Origin of the sequence: Serratia sp. C2(1) (assembly GCF_036352655.1) — a bacterium.
Lineage (GTDB): Bacteria > Pseudomonadota > Gammaproteobacteria > Enterobacterales > Enterobacteriaceae > Serratia > Serratia inhibens.
In genome coordinates, this window is sequence record NZ_JAZFBA010000001.1 from 2,571,376 (window position 1) to 2,588,854 (window position 17,479).

13 protein-coding genes are annotated in these 17,479 nt (G+C 55.1%); 6 read left to right on the forward strand and 7 right to left on the reverse strand.

Features of this window, described 5'->3' with window-relative positions; genetic code table 11:
- Positions 1-16: 16 nt before the first annotated feature.
- Both V2S86_RS11990 and V2S86_RS11995 read left to right on the forward strand, forming a co-directional pair.
- Entirely contained in the window at positions 17-1,594 is a 1,578-nt protein-coding gene (locus V2S86_RS11990; RefSeq protein WP_330762586.1) for a malate:quinone oxidoreductase, read from the forward strand.
- A 204-nt stretch (positions 1,595-1,798) separates the two neighbouring features.
- Positions 1,799-2,257 (forward strand): helix-turn-helix domain-containing protein, encoded by a 459-nt coding sequence (locus V2S86_RS11995; RefSeq protein ID WP_330762587.1) that lies wholly within the window; start codon positions 1,799-1,801, stop codon positions 2,255-2,257.
- 61 nt (positions 2,258-2,318) lie between these two features.
- On the opposite strand, the gene V2S86_RS12000 is transcribed toward V2S86_RS11995, so the two are convergent.
- From V2S86_RS12000 to V2S86_RS12015, 4 genes are all read right to left on the reverse strand, one after another.
- The gene (locus tag V2S86_RS12000) at positions 2,319-3,359 is read right to left on the reverse strand and encodes a fimbrial protein (RefSeq protein WP_330762588.1); all 1,041 of its coding nucleotides are present in this window, start codon (positions 3,357-3,359) and stop codon (positions 2,319-2,321) included.
- Positions 3,356-5,914, reverse strand: coding sequence for a fimbria/pilus outer membrane usher protein (locus V2S86_RS12005; protein WP_330762589.1), 2,559 nt, complete (start codon positions 5,912-5,914; stop codon positions 3,356-3,358). Before V2S86_RS12005 ends, V2S86_RS12000 begins: the two co-directional genes overlap by 4 nt.
- A 78-nt stretch (positions 5,915-5,992) precedes the next feature.
- Positions 5,993-6,721 carry a fimbrial biogenesis chaperone gene (locus tag V2S86_RS12010; RefSeq protein ID WP_330762590.1) on the reverse strand — a complete coding sequence of 243 codons (729 nt, stop codon included), beginning with the start codon at positions 6,719-6,721 and terminating at the stop codon, positions 5,993-5,995.
- Between the two features lie 65 nt (positions 6,722-6,786).
- A complete protein-coding gene (locus tag V2S86_RS12015) occupies positions 6,787-7,344 on the reverse strand; it encodes a fimbrial protein (RefSeq protein WP_330762591.1) in 558 nt (185 codons plus the stop codon).
- A gap of 473 nt (positions 7,345-7,817) precedes the next feature.
- Here V2S86_RS12015 and V2S86_RS12020 point away from each other — a divergent pair, with 473 nt between their 5' ends.
- The 3 genes from V2S86_RS12020 to V2S86_RS12030 all read left to right on the forward strand — a co-directional run bounded on the left by V2S86_RS12020 (position 7,818) and on the right by V2S86_RS12030 (position 10,945).
- On the forward strand, positions 7,818-8,534 hold the full coding sequence (locus V2S86_RS12020) for an EAL domain-containing protein (RefSeq protein WP_330762592.1): 717 nt from the start codon (positions 7,818-7,820) through the stop codon (positions 8,532-8,534).
- Between the two features lie 22 nt (positions 8,535-8,556).
- Complete coding sequence (locus tag V2S86_RS12025) at positions 8,557-9,147, forward strand: LuxR family transcriptional regulator (RefSeq protein WP_043913165.1); 591 nt, start codon at positions 8,557-8,559, stop codon at positions 9,145-9,147.
- Between the two features lie 175 nt (positions 9,148-9,322).
- Positions 9,323-10,945, forward strand: a complete 1,623-nt coding sequence (locus V2S86_RS12030) for an FMN-binding glutamate synthase family protein (protein WP_330762593.1) — start codon at positions 9,323-9,325, stop codon at positions 10,943-10,945.
- 102 nt (positions 10,946-11,047) lie between these two features.
- Here V2S86_RS12030 and betA read toward each other — a convergent pair whose 3' ends face one another.
- The 3 genes from betA to betI all read right to left on the reverse strand — a co-directional run bounded on the left by betA (position 11,048) and on the right by betI (position 15,030).
- The gene (betA, locus tag V2S86_RS12035) at positions 11,048-12,715 is read right to left on the reverse strand and encodes a choline dehydrogenase (protein WP_330762594.1); all 1,668 of its coding nucleotides are present in this window, start codon (positions 12,713-12,715) and stop codon (positions 11,048-11,050) included.
- Positions 12,716-12,940: 225 nt separating this feature from the next.
- Positions 12,941-14,413, reverse strand: a complete 1,473-nt coding sequence (gene betB / locus V2S86_RS12040) for a betaine-aldehyde dehydrogenase (RefSeq protein WP_330762595.1) — start codon at positions 14,411-14,413, stop codon at positions 12,941-12,943.
- 20 nt (positions 14,414-14,433) lie between these two features.
- Positions 14,434-15,030 carry a transcriptional regulator BetI gene (gene betI / locus V2S86_RS12045; RefSeq protein WP_311993365.1) on the reverse strand — a complete coding sequence of 199 codons (597 nt, stop codon included), beginning with the start codon at positions 15,028-15,030 and terminating at the stop codon, positions 14,434-14,436.
- Positions 15,031-15,418: 388 nt separating this feature from the next.
- Here betI and V2S86_RS12050 point away from each other — a divergent pair, with 388 nt between their 5' ends.
- Entirely contained in the window at positions 15,419-17,458 is a 2,040-nt protein-coding gene (locus V2S86_RS12050) for a choline transporter (RefSeq protein ID WP_197912853.1), read from the forward strand.
- Positions 17,459-17,479 lie beyond the last annotated feature (21 nt).

Consider the following 17,479-nt stretch of genomic DNA (forward strand, 5'->3'; position numbering starts at 1 on the left):
TAAGAGATTTGATTTAATGAGAAAAATACTCGTCCTGATCTTCTGTCTGAATCTGTTCGGCGTCACGCAACAGGCTGCAGCAGAAGAGAATAAGACCGTCGATGTGGTACTGATTGGCGGCGGCATCATGAGCGCCACCCTGGGGACTTACCTGCATGAGCTGGAGCCGAACTGGTCCATCGACATGTATGAGCGCATGAGCGGCGTTGCGGAAGAAAGTTCCAACGGCTGGAATAATGCCGGTACCGGCCACTCCGCTTTCGCCGAAATGAACTACACCCCAGAGAAAGAAGACGGCACCATTGATATCAGCAAAGCCGTGGTGGTTAACGAGTCTTTTGAAATTTCTCGTCAGTTCTGGTCTTATCAGGTGAAAAATAACGTCCTGAAAGATCCAAAATCCTTTATTAACAGCGTACCGCACATGAGCTTTGTCTGGGGTGACGATAACGTCAACTTCCTGCGCAAACGCTATGCGGCGCTGCAGCACAGCACCCTGTTCCGTGGGATGGAATACTCCGAAGATCCCAACCAGATTAAACAGTGGGCGCCGCTGGTGATGAACGGCCGCGATCCGGCGCAGAAAATCGCCGCGACCCGCATGCCGCTGGGTACCGACGTCAACTTTGGCGTGATCACCCATCAACTGGTGGATACGCTGACCAAAAATCCTAACTTCAAGCTGAATCTGAGCCATGAAGTGCGCGATATCAAACGCAACGCCGACAACACCTGGCGCGTCACCGTGGCCGATCTGAACCGTGACGGTAAAGAAACCACCGTTAACGCCAAGTTCGTGTTTATCGGTGCAGGCGGCGCATCCCTGACGCTGTTGCAGAAATCCGGCATTCCTGAAGCCGACGGCTACGGCGGTTTCCCGGTCGGCGGCCAGTTCCTGGTGACCACCAATCCGGAAGTGGCGAATCAGCATCTGGCCAAGGTGTACGGTCTGGCCAGCGTAGGTTCGCCGCCAATGTCGGTTCCGCACCTGGATACCCGCATGCTGGACGGCAAGCGCGTCGTCCTGTTCGGGCCGTTCGCCACCTTCTCCAGCAAGTTCCTGAAAAACGGTTCGCTGTTCGATCTGCTGCACTCGCTGAGCACGTCTAACTTGATGCCGATGACCCACGTCGGGCTGGATAACTTCGACCTGGTGAAATACCTGGTTGGCCAGTTGATGATGAACGACGATGACCGTTTCGCTGCGCTGAAAGAGTACTTCCCTGAAGCCAAACAGGCCGACTGGAAGCTGTGGACCGCCGGCCAACGCGTGCAAATCATCAAGAAAGACGATGAGAAAGGCGGCGTATTGCAGTTCGGCACCGAAGTGGTCAGTTCCGAGGACGGCAGCATCGCCGCCCTGCTCGGCGCATCACCGGGCGCCTCTACCGCGGCGCCAATCATGCTGCACCTGATGGAAAAAGTGTTCAAAGATAAAGTGGCGACGCCGGAATGGCAGAGCAAGCTGAAAGAGATCATTCCATCCTATGGTCACAAGCTGAACGGCGATATTGAAATGACCAACAAGATCCGCGGCTACACCAGCAGCGTCTTGCAGTTGGACTATATCGAAGTGAAGCCGGAAACTAACTGACAGACGTTCGTTCCCCCTTCCATCAAGGCCGCCTCGCGCGGCCTTTTTTGTTTCCCCACGGCTGGAAAAGCACGTTTAGCCACCTTTATCCTCCCAGTTAACACTTGCGTAACCCGGTTCTGCGGCCTATTATCAAAGAACTATCTTGGATAATTACTCTTACCTACTGTGACCTGAATGCCGTACCGCGGGAGAACTTAAACAATGGATCGCGTCAATATCATTCACGATTTGCTGAACTGGATTGAAACTCACCTGGATCAACCGCTGCTGTTGGACAACGTGGCGGCGAAGTCAGGCTACTCCAAATGGCACCTGCAAAGGATGTTCCGCAGCACCACCGGCCATGCGCTGGGCAGCTATATCCGCGAGCGCCGCCTGTCCCAGGCCGCGCAGGCGCTGCGTTCGACTCCACGCCCTATTCTCGACATCGCCCTGCAGTTCCATTTTGATTCCCAACCGTCATTTTCACGCGCGTTTAAAAAACAGTTCGGCAAAACGCCGGCGGTATATCGCCGCACTACGCGCTGGGACGTGGTGGAAATGCGTCCGCAACCCATCGCGCCGCTGAACGGGCACCGGCACGAGTCGCCGGGCGTGCATGTATGGTATGCGGGGAAATGCGTGGATAGCCCCTGCACTCATTGGATGGGCCTGCGCTGAGACGGCCACAAAGCAAAAAGCCAATGGGCAACCCCATTGGCTTTTTTAATGCCCGCAATACTCAGTTGTATTCGATGGTAAAGGTGGCGGTCGACTTGATATTACCGCCTTTGATCGTGGTACCGGTACGGTAGTAACGGGCTTTCAACGGCAGGGTCAGGGTATTGGCCTGGTTCGGCACGGTACGGCCGGCATTGACCGCATCGCCATTCTTGATAGGCTGCGTCGTGGTGCCCGTCAACAGCTGCACGGCAACGCCGGAGGCCGTATTGGCACCGGGCTGCGATTTGATCACGCCAGGTGCATTGGAGGTATCCTGATCGTAATTGAAACGCACATTCACAATCCCCTGCCCGGCACTGCCCGGCAACAGATCTTCACCGACGCCGCCAACGCAGTTGATGTTGATATCAAACATTTTTTCACCCTGGGTTGAGCCAACGCCGCCAAAAGAGGCTGCCGTGACGCTGTCCAGATTGACGACCTTGTCCTTTGAGCCACTGTCGACGTTACAGGTCGAGGTGACAATCGTCAGGCTGTTGGCGTCGACAATCGATTGCAGCAAGGGCAACCCAGGACCGCTACCATCCATATAATAATTGGTATATAGCCCGGTAGTCAGTTGGCCGGTGCCTGTCTGAGCCGCCGTTTTCACCACATCGATCTTGAAGTAACCGCCGTTCAGGTTAACGGTCGTGTTCCCGCCCAGCCGTAAGGTATGCGGGTAAAAGGTGCTGATCGATCCTGCTTCACGATACAAACGGATGCCAATCCCCGGAATATTGGTGCTCCAGACGTTGGAAAGAGTAGAGCGGCTCCCCTGCAATATCTGGCCGATGGCGCTGCCGCCACTGCTGTTGCAACGACCGATGCCATTCACGGCATTAATCGGGAACTGGCCGGTGACCAGGGTATCACCGACCTGGCTGCCAGGCGTGACCAGCACGCGCCCGAGCTTCATATTGATCACCTGCGCCTTGTAACCGCTGGTGACCGTACAGCTGGCATAAGCGCTATGACCGGCAGCCATCAACACGCCGAACAGCGCCAACCGTTGGACCGCCGTTTTGTTCAGCGAAAGAACACGCGTTAATTTCATCATTTGCAACTCGCTTCAATAATTTCGTAGTCAGTATTGCCCTGCGCTTTCGCGCTGTAGCTGACAGAACACTGCTGCGTCGGCTGCGTGCCCCATTTCACCTGTAACAACCCTTTCTTCGCTTCCGTACGCAAGTAGATACGGCTGCCCTGGCCAACGATACCCACCACCTGATTACGGGTGTCCAGCACTTCCGAGCCAAACGGCAATGCGTTGCCGTCCGGGCCGAGAGCATGGATGATCAACGCCTGGCCTTTGGTGGTCTTGAACTCCAGCCGTGCGATGGCGCCGGCGTAAGGCGCAATCTGCTGGCTGCTGCTTTCCAGTTCCACATCGCGCGACATGCCGCCTGGATCGAGCGTTACGCTGGTCATGCGGTATGGCGCCACATAAGGAACCACCGCATAGCCGTTGTCATCGATACGCACGCCCGGCGAGTTGGTCACGATAGCCCCGGCGGCGTCCGGCGCCTCTACCAGCACCATGGTCTGGCCGCGCTGCGGCGTCATGGTCACCCCACCGCTGTGGGCCACTACGCTGCCCGATGCGCCGATCGACGACTGACGATAATCCTTGCCGTAGCTGTAAGAGCCGTTCAGCGTCGAGAACCGGCTGCGGTATTCGCCGCTTACGCTGCTGTTGGTACCGCCGGATTGATCGTTGGCCAGCGTCGCGCTGTAGCTGACGTTGTTATCTTCACCGGTAGAACCGTTGATACCCACGCGGCTGCTGTCGTAGCCGTTATCGGTATAGCCCAGTGAACTGTTCAGGCTCAGAGTCTGCGAACCCACGCTGAACGGGATCGACAGCGTCAGGTAATAACGGGTCTCATCGCGGTTATACATGTCCGAGGTACGCATGGCGGACAGACCATAGGTGACGCGGCCATAATAGTTGTTATAACCCACCTGATATTGCTTGGTGCTGCCACCCCGGTTCCAGTAATCGCGGACCGAACCGGTGATATACAAAGAGCCGAAATTATCGCCCAGACCCTGGTTCAGGGTCAGTTGGTATTCGCTGCGCTGGCGGTTAACGGCGTCGGCGCTCAGGTTCTTGCGTTCGTTGTCTCGCGAGTAAACGGCATCACGCAACGAAAGGTAACCGGAGGTGGAATAACGGTAAGCGGCGATAGTGAAGTTGGTGTTGGTTTCAGTCATCAACTTGCTGTAGCTGAGCTTATAGCTCTGGCCGGATTGGTCGCCCTGCTTCAGGCGAGTATTGGCCTGGGTCACATCCAGAGCAAAGGCGCCGATCGGCGTTGCCACCGCGCTACCCAACAGCACGGCGCTGTAACCGTCACTGGCGATAGCACCGGTGTAGCCGGTGATGATATTGGTGAACCCGCGCTGATAAGTCGCCTGGAACATATCGGGTTCCTTGCTCAAATTATCATCGCGCACTCGGCCGGCTGTCAGGGCATAACGCTGGATCCCCGGGCGCAACATCTGCGCTACCGAAGCGTATGGCACGCTGAACTGGCGTTTGCTGCCGTCGGCCTCGTTGACGGTGACGTTCAAATCGCCGCCGTAACCGGTAGGGTAAAGATCGTTAATCACGAATTCACCCGGGGCAACGGTAGTCTGGTAGATCAACTGATTATTCTGGCGGATCTCCACCAGCGCGTTACTCTGCGCCACGCCACGCACTACGGGCGCATAACCGTTCAGCGAGTCAGGCAGCATGCGGTCATCAGTCGCGACCTGCACGCCGCGAAAACCGATAGAATCAAAGAAGTCGCCGCTGGTATAGGTATCGCCCAACGTCAGCATGCCGCGCACGGCCGGGATGGCGCGCTGTGCGTAAGTGGCGGTGTTTTGCCAATGGGTACTTTCGTTGGAGCGCCAGTTGACGTTAGAGTCGTGGCGCAACTGCCAACCGGCCACGTTTAACCCGGCGTTCAGGGTCAGGTAGGCATTGGTTGAATCCGCGTTGCTGCCGTTGGCAGAACTGTGGGTATTAAAGGCATTAAAATTATACGACAGGCTGCCGGCGGTAATGCCGCGATCCCAGAATTTCGGGTCAACGTAACCACGCGCACTGCGGCGCAGCGATGCCTGCGGGATACTGATATCCATCCGCAGCGAACTGGTATCAAGGCGATAATAGGCTTCCGGCACCCACTGCGACAGGCTTTTACAGGTATCGGTATTGACCGAGGGATCGCTGCTCAACGCCGCAGTATCCACACCGAACTCATCCAACGACAGCAGAGAAAAACAGGTATCGGCACTGTTTTTACCCGGCACGTTTTTGAAATCGATACTTTTCTTGCCTTTCCACTCCCCGTTAACATAAACGTCGAGCGAGTATTTGCCTGCCAGAATAGGGTTACCGTCGCGGAAACGCGAAAGATCGACCCCTTGCGCCTCCCCAATCAGAAAGCTGCTGTTGAAGGACGCTTCAACCGGTGCGGCGGGCTTTTTGCTGTCGGCAGCGATTTCCGCCCGGGCAAAGCCGGGGGCAGCCAGGAAAAGCGCGCCACCGGTCAACAACAGAATCGATTTATAGTTAAATAGCGCCAGTTTAATGGCCGCAGAGATAGGCAACTCTTTCATATAAAAGCATTCCTTTACCAAATTAAGCTCACCCCGCCGACAGCTTGCGCTCGGGGATATGAGTCTCTCTTCCAAGAGTTACTTTTGCTTATTCTTAGTGCGGGACACGCGTCCGCCAAAATCGTTGATGGTGGTAAATGCAACGTCCGCAATGCGCGAGCTGTCACCGGAAAACGACAGCGTTTTTTCCTGGCCTGGGGCCAGCATGTCGCCGTGTGGCGCCAACGGCACTTTTTTCTGGTTGACGACGGCATTGATTTCGGTGAACGACACGTAATACGGCGTTGGATTTTTCACGCTGACGCCGGCACCGCTAAAGCGCCACTGCAGTTTTTCAGGCGCATCGTTCGCTTCGCCGGTCAGGCCGGCCGGACGATACAGCAGTTTGACGCGGGTGCGGAAAGCCACCTGTAAAAAGTTCTCAGGCGTGCTGTTGTTTGCCCCGGTCGGCGCAGGAGGGATCTCCAGTACGTTCAACCAGAACAGGGATTCTTTGTCTTGTGCCAGTGCTGACGTGGTCAGTGAAACACGCAGCGCCTGGCCAGTCGCCGGTTCAACACGGCTGATTGGCGGGGAAACGATAAACGGCGCCTTGCTGTTCTCTGGCGTGGTTTTCGCATCGCCTTCGTCAATCCAGGATTGGATCAATGCCGGTGAAGTTCCATTATTTGATAATTGGACGGTAACTTCCCGTTGTTTTCCCGGATAAATAATACGCGTACCGTTAATGATGACACTGGAAAAAACGCTGCTGCTGAATAGCGTGGCGATCAGCAATACGCTGTATTTTTTAAATGATTTTTTCATTATTTTATCACTACGGTAGGGAAAAACGGCGGGAGTATTATCCCCCGCCCGAATAAGAATATGACTTATTGGTAAATGATGGTGTACTGAACGCTTGAAGTCACATCACCAGCGCCGGCAGCATTGGTCGCGTAATATTCAGCGTAGTAGTTCAGATCAGCAGAATCGCCTTCGTTAGCAACGGTAACCCACTGAGAGTTATTCTGTGCACCGTTAGTGCCGGCTGCCAGAATTGGCAGGAACTGGTTGTTGCTGCCCAGCAACTGAATTTGCACGTTAGTCGCTGCATCAGCCTGCGCCTGGTTGTTCAGACGGCCAGTGTTGAAATCAACCGTTGCGCCTGGTTCGAAATAAGTGGCTACCTGGCCTTTAGAACATTTGGTCAGATTGATTGCAAATGGAGTACGGCCGGCAGTCGCGCTCTGAGTTGCCAGAGTTGAAGCAGAAACAGTTGGCAGAGTTACGGTGAAATCTTTACCGCCTGGAGTGCTGATAGTACAAGTCTGGTCAGTCACTTTACCGTTGAAAGTAATAGTACCGTCAGCCGCTTGTGCAGAGAAAGAAGAAATAGTAGCGGCGCTTACAGCCAATGCCAATACGGCAGACAGTTTAGAAATTTTCATATTTAGACTCTCGATGAATTAATACAACTATTAAGTACATTCAGCGATGCTACTCCTTGTCAGGAATGAAGCCCCGATGAATCCATTGCCCGGCGAAATATAGACTAGGCGCATTCTTATTGTTAAATCGTTTATAACATTCATATCCTCCCTCTTGATAGGAAAAAACTATCAACAAATACCTATCGATCGATGTTGACGATTTAACTGAATAGGAATAATCTGTGTTTTGAAAAGCCAGGCAGTGCAACATTTTACTTTAAACCATAATTATCAGGATATTATCCTGTAAATTTACATTTAGTTACCTTTGAAATCATTTGGACTTCACGAAAAATTGCGCGTTTAATGGTCTGCGAGCGACCGGACACGTCCCGGTGACGACAAATAAGATAATTACCAACAAACAGCGTGTTTTTAATTTTTTTATCCTTAAAAAACAATCTGTTATATATAAATCAAGGGATTGGGGAATGCGTAGTTCTTTTAGAGCGAAAAATAACGGAATTAATTACGTTTTTCAGCCGATGTTCGGAAAATACGGACAATTGCTGGCCGTTGAATGCTTGTCCCGATTCACTTTCAATAGCGAATATGCTCATTTCTCCCCTGAGCAGTTTTTTCGTTCTGCCGATAGCGCCACCCGGATTGACATTCTGTTAGAACAAGTCAGTCTGATAGAAAAATATAATCAATGGTTTCTAGAAAATCAGGTTATTGCCACATTGAATGTGGACGATCATTCTCTGAGGTCGCTGGCCAACGACCATTTTGCAGAAAGAATTCGCGCCACTCATTGTATTCATTTTGAAATCAGCGAGAACTCAACCCGGCTGGTGAAAGATCGGGTTCATGGCGATCCTTCGCTGAAAAGTTATTCATTTTGGCTGGATGATTTTGGTTCTGGTTACGCCGGTTTTTCCGCGTTGTATAACAGCCAGTTCCGCTTCGTTAAGCTCGACCGTTTTTTGTTATGGGATTTTATGAAAAAGTCCGGCGGCGACGGCTTAATGCGCGCTTTATTGCGTTTTTTTTACCTTAATCATTACAAGGTAATCATCGAAGGAGTTGAAACTCCCGACCATAAAAAATGGCTGGACGAAATGCCATATTACGCACTGCAGGGAAAGCTGTGGAAGGAATCCGACATCAAGGATTTGAATTCGCTTCTTACAGCTGAATACTTTTAACTCATTATTGGTATCTGCCATTATGTCTAAAAACAATGTCCTTGTTATTAGTGAGTGCAAGTACAGCTATGTCGGCCTTTCGGTGTTAGTGAAAAAACATTACGGCAAGTACGATATCAGACTGTTTTCGGATTTTATGCAGGGTGGATCCAAGGCGGAAAAGATAATTAAGCACGATATCGCGCTGATCTTCACTTCGCAAAATCTTGAGCAAAGCGTCAATGTCATTGAAAGCCTGGTGTCAATGCATCAGCAATACAATACCAAAACGCGGATCCTGGTGTTTTACGATGATGAACGCGTGGTGAAACTCCTGTCGATACTGGGCATTTCCGTTGAATTGGTCTCAACCCGCATTCCACTTTATTCGCTGCAGGAAAAAATACAAAACCTGTTGGAAAGCAAAGAGGCAGGCGGAATAAAAATGCAGAAAACCCGTGAGCTTAGCCCGGCGGAAAGCGATGTCATCTTCAACCTGCTGCGTGGCGACAGTCTGCTGCATATTGCTCAGAAGCGCGGCACGCACCCCAAAACCATTTTCTCGCAAAAATACAGCGCGATGAAAAAACTGCGTTTGCGCAGCATGAGCACCATCTTCGTCGCCGGAAAATGACCCTTCAGGCTGCTATCTTGCGGCCTGGCTTCATGGTACCAGGTTAAATTAATGTAACAATAAGCGACAAAGCAGCAACAGCCACATAACACTCCTGTCTATTGATTACGATTTGCCCACGGGGCTTTCCCGCGAGTCATGTCGTCTGGATTAAATAAAAACATCAGGAGATGTTATGAAATCATCCTTGTTCAGCCGTTATACCTGCTTTGTTTTGAGCATATTGCTTGCGCTGGCGTCATTGGCGCTATCGCCGCAACGGCCCTGGTTCTGGTTGCCGACACTCCTTTTCGGTTGCCTGAGCGCACTGGGCATTTACGATCTGACTCAACAACGCCACGCCATCTGCCGTAACTACCCAATCATCGGCCGCCTGCGCTTTTTCTTCGAATTTATCCGCCCGGAAATACGCCAGTATTTACTGGAAGAAGATAACGCGCAGATCCCGTTCTCACGCACTCAGCGCACGCTGGTCTATCGCCGCGCCAAAAATGAGATGGGCGACAAGCCGTTCGGTACACAACTGGACGTTTATCAAACCGGCTATGAATGCATCGGCCATTCCATGCGCCCGGTGGCAGCCTCCGATCCCACCAGTTTTCGCGTGGCGATCGGCGGCCCGGATTGCCGCCAGCCCTATTCCGCTTCGATCTTTAATATCTCCGCCATGAGCTTCGGCGCGCTGTCGGCCAACGCCATCCGCGCCCTCAATCTTGGTGCGGCAAAAGGCAATTTCTATCATGACACCGGCGAGGGCAGCATCAGCCGCTATCACCGTGAGCACGGCGGCGATCTGGTGTGGGAACTGGGCAGCGGCTATTTCGGCTGCCGCACCGCCGACGGCCATTTCGATCCGCAGCGCTTCGCCGAGCAGGCAAAGAACCCGCAGGTAAAAATGATTGAAATCAAACTCAGCCAGGGCGCCAAACCGGGCCATGGCGGCATTCTGCCGGCGAAAAAAGTGGATGCGGAAATTGCCGCCACGCGCGGTGTGCCCGAAGGGGAAGACTGCATTTCTCCAGCCTCGCACAGCGCCTTCACCACTCCGGTGGAAATGATGCATTTTATCCAGCAACTGCGTGAACTGTCCGGCGGCAAACCGGTGGGGTTTAAGCTGTGCATCGGCCACCCGTGGGAATTTGTCGCCATCGCCAAGGCGATGCTGCATACCCAGATTTTGCCGGACTTTATCGTCGTAGACGGTAAGGAAGGCGGCACCGGTGCCGCACCGCTTGAGTTGTCCAACTATATGGGCATGCCGTTGCGCGAAGGATTGCTGTTCGTCCACAACACCCTGGTGGGTTGCGGGCTGCGCGACAAGGTTAAAGTCGGCGCCAGCGGCAAAATCATCAGCGCCTTCGACATCGCCAGCGTGCTGGTGCTGGGCGCCGACTGGGTGAACTCGGCGCGCGGTTTCATGTTCGCCGTCGGCTGCATTCAGTCGCAAAGCTGCCACACCAACCATTGTCCGACCGGCGTCGCCACTCAGGACCCTTTGCGGCAGAAAGCATTAGTGGTGCCGAACAAAGCGGAACGCGTTTACCACTTCCACCAAAATACGGTCAAAGCGCTGGCGGAAATGCTGGCCGCGGCCGGCGTCAGCCGCCCGGAGCAGTTGACGTCTCACCATATGCTACGCCGCATTACCTCGACCGAAATCAAGGTCTATGCGGACATCTATTACTACCTGGAGCCGGGCGCATTGCTGGAAAAAGAGATTAAAAGCGACTTTTACGCCCGTATGTGGCGCATGGCGACGCCAAACAGCTTCGATCAGGCGATCTCGCTGCCGGCTTAGCAGAAGAGGGAAAGTATTGCCCCCTCGCCTCAGGGGAGAGCATTGGAGAGGGGGTTGCTTGCTACGGCAGCCCTCCCCCTCAGCGGCGAGAGGGCATGTAGGTTACGGCTTGCGCGCCGGGGCGTCGCCGGCCACGTAATACTCTGCGGTACTGCGCGGCAGCGGCGCACGCCGGCGAATGTTGTCGGCAATCTTCTCGGCAATCATTATGGTGGTGGCGTTCAGGTTACCGGTAATGATCAGCGGCATGATGGAGGCATCCACCACCCGCAACCCTTCCATGCCGTGCACCCGGCCCTGGCCGTCAACCACCGCCATATCATCTTCGCCCATTTTGCATGAGCAGGAAGGGTGAAAGGCGGTTTCGGCATGCTCACGCACAAAAGCGTCCAGCTGCTCGTCGGTCTGTACCTCCGGCCCCGGGCTGATTTCGCGCCCGCGATACTCGTCCAGCGCCGGTTGCGCCATGATTTCACGCGTAATGCGGATCGCATCGCGGAACTCCTGCCAGTCTTGCTCCGTCGCCATATAGTTGAACAGGATGCTCGGATGCTGACGCGGATCTTTCGATTTCACCTGCACCCGGCCACGGCTTGGCGAGCGCATCGACCCGACATGCGCCTGGAACCCGTGTTCTTTGACCGCGTTGCTGCCGTTGTAATTAATCGCCACCGGCAGGAAGTGATATTGGATATTCGGCCAGGCGAACTCCTCGCGGCTACGGATAAAGCCGCCGGCTTCAAACTGGTTACTGGCGCCAATGCCGGTGCCGTTGAACAGCCACTCTGCGCCAATCTTCGGCTGGTTGAACCATTGCAGTGCCGGATACAGCGACACCGGTTTTTTACAGGCGTACTGCAGATACATTTCCAGGTGATCCTGCAAGTTCTCACCGACGCCCGGCAGATCGTGCACCACCTCAATATCCAGGCTTTTCAGCAGCGACGCAGGGCCAACACCGCTGCGTTGCAGGATCTGCGGCGACGCAATCGCCCCGGCGCACAGCAGCACTTCACGCCGCGCGCCGGCGCTGGTGATCTGATTGCCGTCGCCCTGCAAATAGTCGACGCCCACCGCGCGTTTGCCGTCGAAGCGGATGCGGTCGGTCAGCGCATGGGTCACGATTTTCAGATTTGGGCGTGAACGCGCCTGATCCAGATAACCGCGAGCGGTGCTGGCGCGGCGGCCTTTCGGCGTCACGGTACGATCCATCGGGCCGAACCCTTCCTGCTGATAGCCGTTCAGATCCTCGGTACGCGGATACCCTGCCTGCACGCCGGCTTCCACCATCGCGTGGAACAGTTCATTGTTGCCGGCTTTCGGGGTAGTGACGCTGACCGGGCCGTCGCCGCCGTGGTAATCGTTCGGTCCGATGTCGCGGGTCTCCGCCTTGCGGAAATACGGCAGGCAGTCCAGATAGCTCCAGTTTTCCAGACCCGGCGCCTTTGCCCAGTTGTCGAAATCCATCGCGTTGCCGCGGATGTAACACATGCCGTTGATCAGCGAAGAGCCGCCCAGGCCCTTGCCGCGGCCGCATTCCATACGGCGGTTGTTCATGTGCGGTTCAGGATCGGTTTCGTAGGCCCAATTGTAGCGGCGGCCCTGCAGCGGGAAGGCCAGCGCGGCCGGCATCTGCGTACGAAAATCCATCCGATAATCCGGGCCGCCGGCTTCCAGCAGCAACACGCTGACATCAGCGTCTTCGGTCAAACGGGTCGCCAATACGTTGCCGGCGGAGCCGGCACCGATAATGATGTAATCGTATTCCATCGATTATCTCCTAAATATTCGTATGCCTGAATGATGCGAATGGCTTGAATTCCGCATGCTGAATACATCAAGGCAGCTTTGGATGCAAAAAAGGATATATCCCCTATGGATTTCGAGTTACAGCTAGGCGGCAAGGGCGCAGAGCCCCAGGAGCTTACTCAAGTAAGTGACTGGGGTCTGCGCTCGCAGCCAACAACGCTGTAGCTTGAAAGACGACGGGGATAGTTAAAATACCGAGGCGTAATCGCCCAACTCGACCTGCACCGACTTGATCTGCGTGTAGTGCTCCAGCGTGCTCAGGCCATTCTCGCGGCCGACGCCGGATTGCTTGTAACCGCCAACCGGCATTTCCGCCGCCGACTCGCCCCAGGTGTTGATCCAGCAAATGCCGGCTTCAAGCTGGTGGATCACGCGGTGAGCGCGGGTCAAATCATTGGTCACCAGCCCTGCGGCCAAGCCGAAAGTGGTGTCGTTGGCACGGCGCACCACTTCTTCTTCGCTGTGATAGCTGAGGATGCTCATCACCGGCCCGAAGATTTCTTCGCGCACAATTTCCATGTCGTCGCGGCAATCGGTAAACACCGTCGGTGCCACATAGGCGCCCTTGGCGTATTCACCTTCGGTCACGCGCTCACCGCCGCACAGCAAACGTGCGCCGCTGTTTTTGCCGCTCTCGATAAAGCGCAACACGGATTCCATATGCGCGAAGCTGACCAGCGGCCCAAAGTTGGTTTGCGGATCGGTCGGATCCCCCAGACGAATGCGCTTCACGCGCTCGATAATTTTTGCTTCAAACTGCGCCTGCAGCGCCGCCGGGACAAACACGCGCGTACCGTTGGTGCACACCTGGCCGGAGCTGTAGAAATTGGCCATCATGGCGATATCGGCGGCGCGATCCAGATCGGCGTCGTCAAAGATAATCAGCGGCGACTTGCCGCCCAGTTCCATGGTGACTTCTTTCAGCGTTGAACCGGAGGCGTTGGCCATCACTTTCTTGCCGGTTTTTACCCCGCCGGTGAAGGACACCTTGGCGATGCCCGGGTGATCGGTCAGATACTGGCCGACTTCCGCGCCGCTGCCGGTGAGTACGTTGAACACGCCGTCCGGTACGCCGGCTTCGGTATAGATCTCGGCCAGTTTCAGCGCCGTCAGGGAGGTCACTTCGCTCGGTTTGAAGATCATCGCATTGCCCGCCGCCAGGGCCGGCGCGGACTTCCACAAGGCAATCTGAATCGGGTAGTTCCAGGCGCCGATACCGGCCACCACGCCCAGTGGCTCGCGGCGGGTATAAACGAAAGAGGTGTCGCGCAGCGGGATCTGCTGGCCTTCGATAGCCGGGATCAGCCCTGCGTAGTATTCCAGTACGTCGGCGCCGGTGACGATATCGACCGCGGTGGTTTCCGACATCGCCTTGCCGGTATCCAATGTTTCCAGCGCCGCCAGTTCGTCATTGCGCTCGCGCAGAATATCCACCGCGCGGCGCAGAATGCGCGAACGCGCCATCGCCGTCATCGCCGCCCACACCTTCTGCCCGCTGGCTGCGCTGGCAACCGCACGGTTGACGTCTTCAGCGCTGGCGGACTGGATCTCGGCAAGCACTTCGCCATTCGCCGGGTTCACTGCGTTGAAGGTTTTCCCCTCGGTACTGTCTACATAGGCACCATGAATATAGAGCTTCTGCAAGCCAAAACGGGACATAGGTTCTCCTTGGATTGTCCTCAGGGTGGCGTCTGCCCCCGGAGTTGAAACGTAATGTAATCGGTAGTGAGCGCGATCGCCTGCGCCTGGTTAAACGCCGCACCGCGCAGTGCGCTGCGCAACCACAAACCGTCGATCAACGCCGCCAGCCCTTTGGCCGCCAAACGCGCCTGCGCCTGCGGCAAGGTGCGGCTGAACTCGGCGCACAGGTTGGAATACAAACGGCGGCCATTCACCTGCTGCAACCGATTAAGCTGCGGCTGATGCAGGCTGCTGGCCCAAAAGGCCAGCCAGGTTTTCATCGCTGCGCTGTTGATCTGGCTGTCGTCGAAGTTGCCGGCAACGATCGCCTGCAGCCTTGAAGCAGGGCTCTGGTCGTTCAGCGCCTGTAGCCGCAGCTTCACCGCTTCGCCCAAATGGCTGATCAAATAGCGCATCGTGGCTTCCAGCAACCCGTTCTTATCCTTGAAATAGTGGCTGATGATACCGTTGGAAACGCCCGCCCTGCGCGCTATCTGCGCAATGGTGGCATCATGCATTCCGACTTCGTTTACCGCGGCCAGCGTGGCATCAATCAACTGCTGCCTTCTTATTGGCTGCATTCCTACCTTTGGCATAATTCGACTCTCACAAAACCGACTTCGGCCTCATCTCAGCGGCGAATTTCATCGACTTTCCGCCTGCTGAACTTGGTCTTCATGCGGACTATTAAACTTTTTTTTGATTGAACGTTCAATAAAAATTGCATATATTTTATTGCCGCCTGGTTACAAAAATGTACTTTTCGGTTGTGGAACTGGCTGATTTTTGTGAGGTATTTAACGAATCTGACCAAAATCAGTGTCTGTAAGCGGTTCCCACCACGAAACGATTTCCGTTTCGTTAACAGGCTAAAACGGCAAGCAGTGCCGCTTTTTATCCGCACTTTCCGGACGACGCCTGCGCGTCGTTCAGAGCACAAATGTGGGCACGATTTACTCAGTTGTTAAAAAACAGAGGACGACGATGACAACCAGCGAAACCTCCTCAAAACCGCAAAAGGATCGCCTTAATCCTGTGGTTTTCTTTACCTCGGCAGGGCTGATTCTGGCCTTCTCGCTGATGACCATCTTTTTCACCGATTTCTCCGGGCGATGGATCACCCGCACCCTGAATTGGGTTTCAACCACCTTCGGCTGGTATTACCTGTTGGCCGCCACCCTGTACATCGTATTCGTGGTGTTTATCGCCGCCTCGCGCTTCGGCTCGATCAAGCTCGGGCCGGAACAGTCGAAACCCGAGTTCAGCCTGATGAGCTGGGCGGCGATGCTGTTCGCCGCCGGCATCGGCATCGACCTGATGTTCTTCTCGGTCGCCGAACCCGTGACGCAATATATGATGCCGCCGGAAGGCGATGCCCAAACGCTGGAAGCGGCACGTCAGGCCATGGTGTGGACGCTGTTCCACTATGGGCTGACCGGTTGGTCGATGTATGCGTTGATGGGCATTGCCCTCGGTTATTTCAGCTACCGCTATAATCTGCCGCTGACCATACGTTCGGCGCTGTACCCCATCTTCGGTAAACGCATCAATGGCCCGATCGGCCACAGCGTCGATATCGCGGCGGTGCTGGGCACCATTTTCGGCATCGCCACCACGCTCGGCATTGGCGTAGTGCAGCTCAACTACGGATTGAAGGTGCTGTTCCAGGTGCCGGAAAACCTGACGGTGCAAAGCGCACTGATCCTGCTTTCGGTGATTATGGCCACCATTTCGGTGACCTCCGGCGTCAACAAGGGCATTCGTATTTTGTCGGAGCTCAACGTGTTGCTGGCGCTGGGGCTGATCCTGTTCGTGCTGTTCTGCGGCGATACCGAGTTCCTGCTCAATGCGCTGGTGCTCAACGTCGGCGATTACGTCAATCGCTTTATGGGCATGACGCTCAACAGCTTCGCCTTCGATCGTCCGGTGGAATGGATGAACAACTGGACCCTGTTCTTCTGGGCCTGGTGGGTGGCGTGGTCGCCGTTTGTCGGCCTGTTCCTGGCGCGTATTTCGCGTGGGCGTACCATCCGTCAGTTTGTGGTCGGCACGCTGATCATTCCTTTCGTGTTCACCCTGCTGTGGCTGTCGATCTTCGGTAACAGCGCGCTGTACCAGATTATCCACGGCAATGCCGCCTTTGCGCAGGAAGTGATGCAATACCCGGAACGCGGCTTCTACAGCCTGCTGGCGCAATACCCGGGCTTCACCTTCAGCGCCTCGGTGGCCACCATTACCGGTTTGCTGTTCTACGTGACTTCGGCGGATTCGGGCTCGCTGGTGCTGGGCAACTTTACCTCGCGCCTGGCCGACATCAATAACGATGCGCCCAACTGGCTGCGGATTTTCTGGTCGGTGGCCATCGGCCTGCTGACCATCGGCATGCTGATGACCGACGGGGTGCCCGCACTGCAGAAAACGACGGTGATCATGGGCCTGCCGTTCAGCTTCGTGATCTTCTTCGTGATGGCCGGGCTGTATAAATCGCTGCGGGTCGAGGACTATCGCAAGGCCAGCGCGCTGAACACCAACGCCCCCATGCCGATTTCGAGCAATGATGTGCTGAACTGGAAGCAACGCCTGTCGCGGGTGATGAACTACCCCGGCACCCAGTACACGCAAAAAATGCTGGATACCCGTTGCCGACCGGCAATGCAGGAAGTAGCGCGTGAGCTGGAACTGCGCGGGGCCAAAGTGGAATTTACCGAAGTGCCGCCGGCAGAAGACGAGCGTTTGAACCACCTGGAACTGCTGGTGCATTTGGGTGAAGAGCAGAACTTTATCTATCAGATTTGGCCGCAGCGTTATTCGGTGCCGGGCTTCACCTACCGCGCCCGCTCAGGCAAATCGCACTATTACCGGCTGGAAACCTTCCTGATGGAAGGCACCCAGGGCAATGATCTGATGGACTACAGCAAGGAGCAGGTGATCGGCGACATCCTCGATCAGTACGAAAAGCACCTGAACTTCCTGCATATTCACCGCGAAGCGCCGGGCAATACCCTGACCTTCCCGGATATGTGATCCGTTCATCACGGCCAAAAG

Excerpts from the sequence above, each read along its gene's own strand:
- V2S86_RS12050 (WP_197912853.1), top strand. The coding sequence starts at position 15,419 with ATGACAACCAGCGAAACCTCCTCAAAACCGCAAAAGGATCGCCTTAAT.
- V2S86_RS12030 (WP_330762593.1), top strand. The coding sequence starts at position 9,323 with ATGAAATCATCCTTGTTCAGCCGTTATACCTGCTTTGTTTTGAGCATA.
- betB (WP_330762595.1), bottom strand. The coding sequence starts at position 14,413 with ATGTCCCGTTTTGGCTTGCAGAAGCTCTATATTCATGGTGCCTATGTA.
- V2S86_RS12015 (WP_330762591.1), bottom strand. The coding sequence starts at position 7,344 with ATGAAAATTTCTAAACTGTCTGCCGTATTGGCATTGGCTGTAAGCGCC.
- betI (WP_311993365.1), bottom strand. The coding sequence starts at position 15,030 with ATGCCAAAGGTAGGAATGCAGCCAATAAGAAGGCAGCAGTTGATTGAT.
- V2S86_RS12010 (WP_330762590.1), bottom strand. The coding sequence starts at position 6,721 with ATGAAAAAATCATTTAAAAAATACAGCGTATTGCTGATCGCCACGCTA.
- betA (WP_330762594.1), bottom strand. The coding sequence starts at position 12,715 with ATGGAATACGATTACATCATTATCGGTGCCGGCTCCGCCGGCAACGTA.
- V2S86_RS12025 (WP_043913165.1), top strand. The coding sequence starts at position 8,557 with ATGTCTAAAAACAATGTCCTTGTTATTAGTGAGTGCAAGTACAGCTAT.
- V2S86_RS11990 (WP_330762586.1), top strand. The coding sequence starts at position 17 with ATGAGAAAAATACTCGTCCTGATCTTCTGTCTGAATCTGTTCGGCGTC.
- V2S86_RS12000 (WP_330762588.1), bottom strand. The coding sequence starts at position 3,359 with ATGATGAAATTAACGCGTGTTCTTTCGCTGAACAAAACGGCGGTCCAA.
- V2S86_RS12005 (WP_330762589.1), bottom strand. The coding sequence starts at position 5,914 with ATGAAAGAGTTGCCTATCTCTGCGGCCATTAAACTGGCGCTATTTAAC.
- V2S86_RS11995 (WP_330762587.1), top strand. The coding sequence starts at position 1,799 with ATGGATCGCGTCAATATCATTCACGATTTGCTGAACTGGATTGAAACT.
- V2S86_RS12020 (WP_330762592.1), top strand. The coding sequence starts at position 7,818 with ATGCGTAGTTCTTTTAGAGCGAAAAATAACGGAATTAATTACGTTTTT.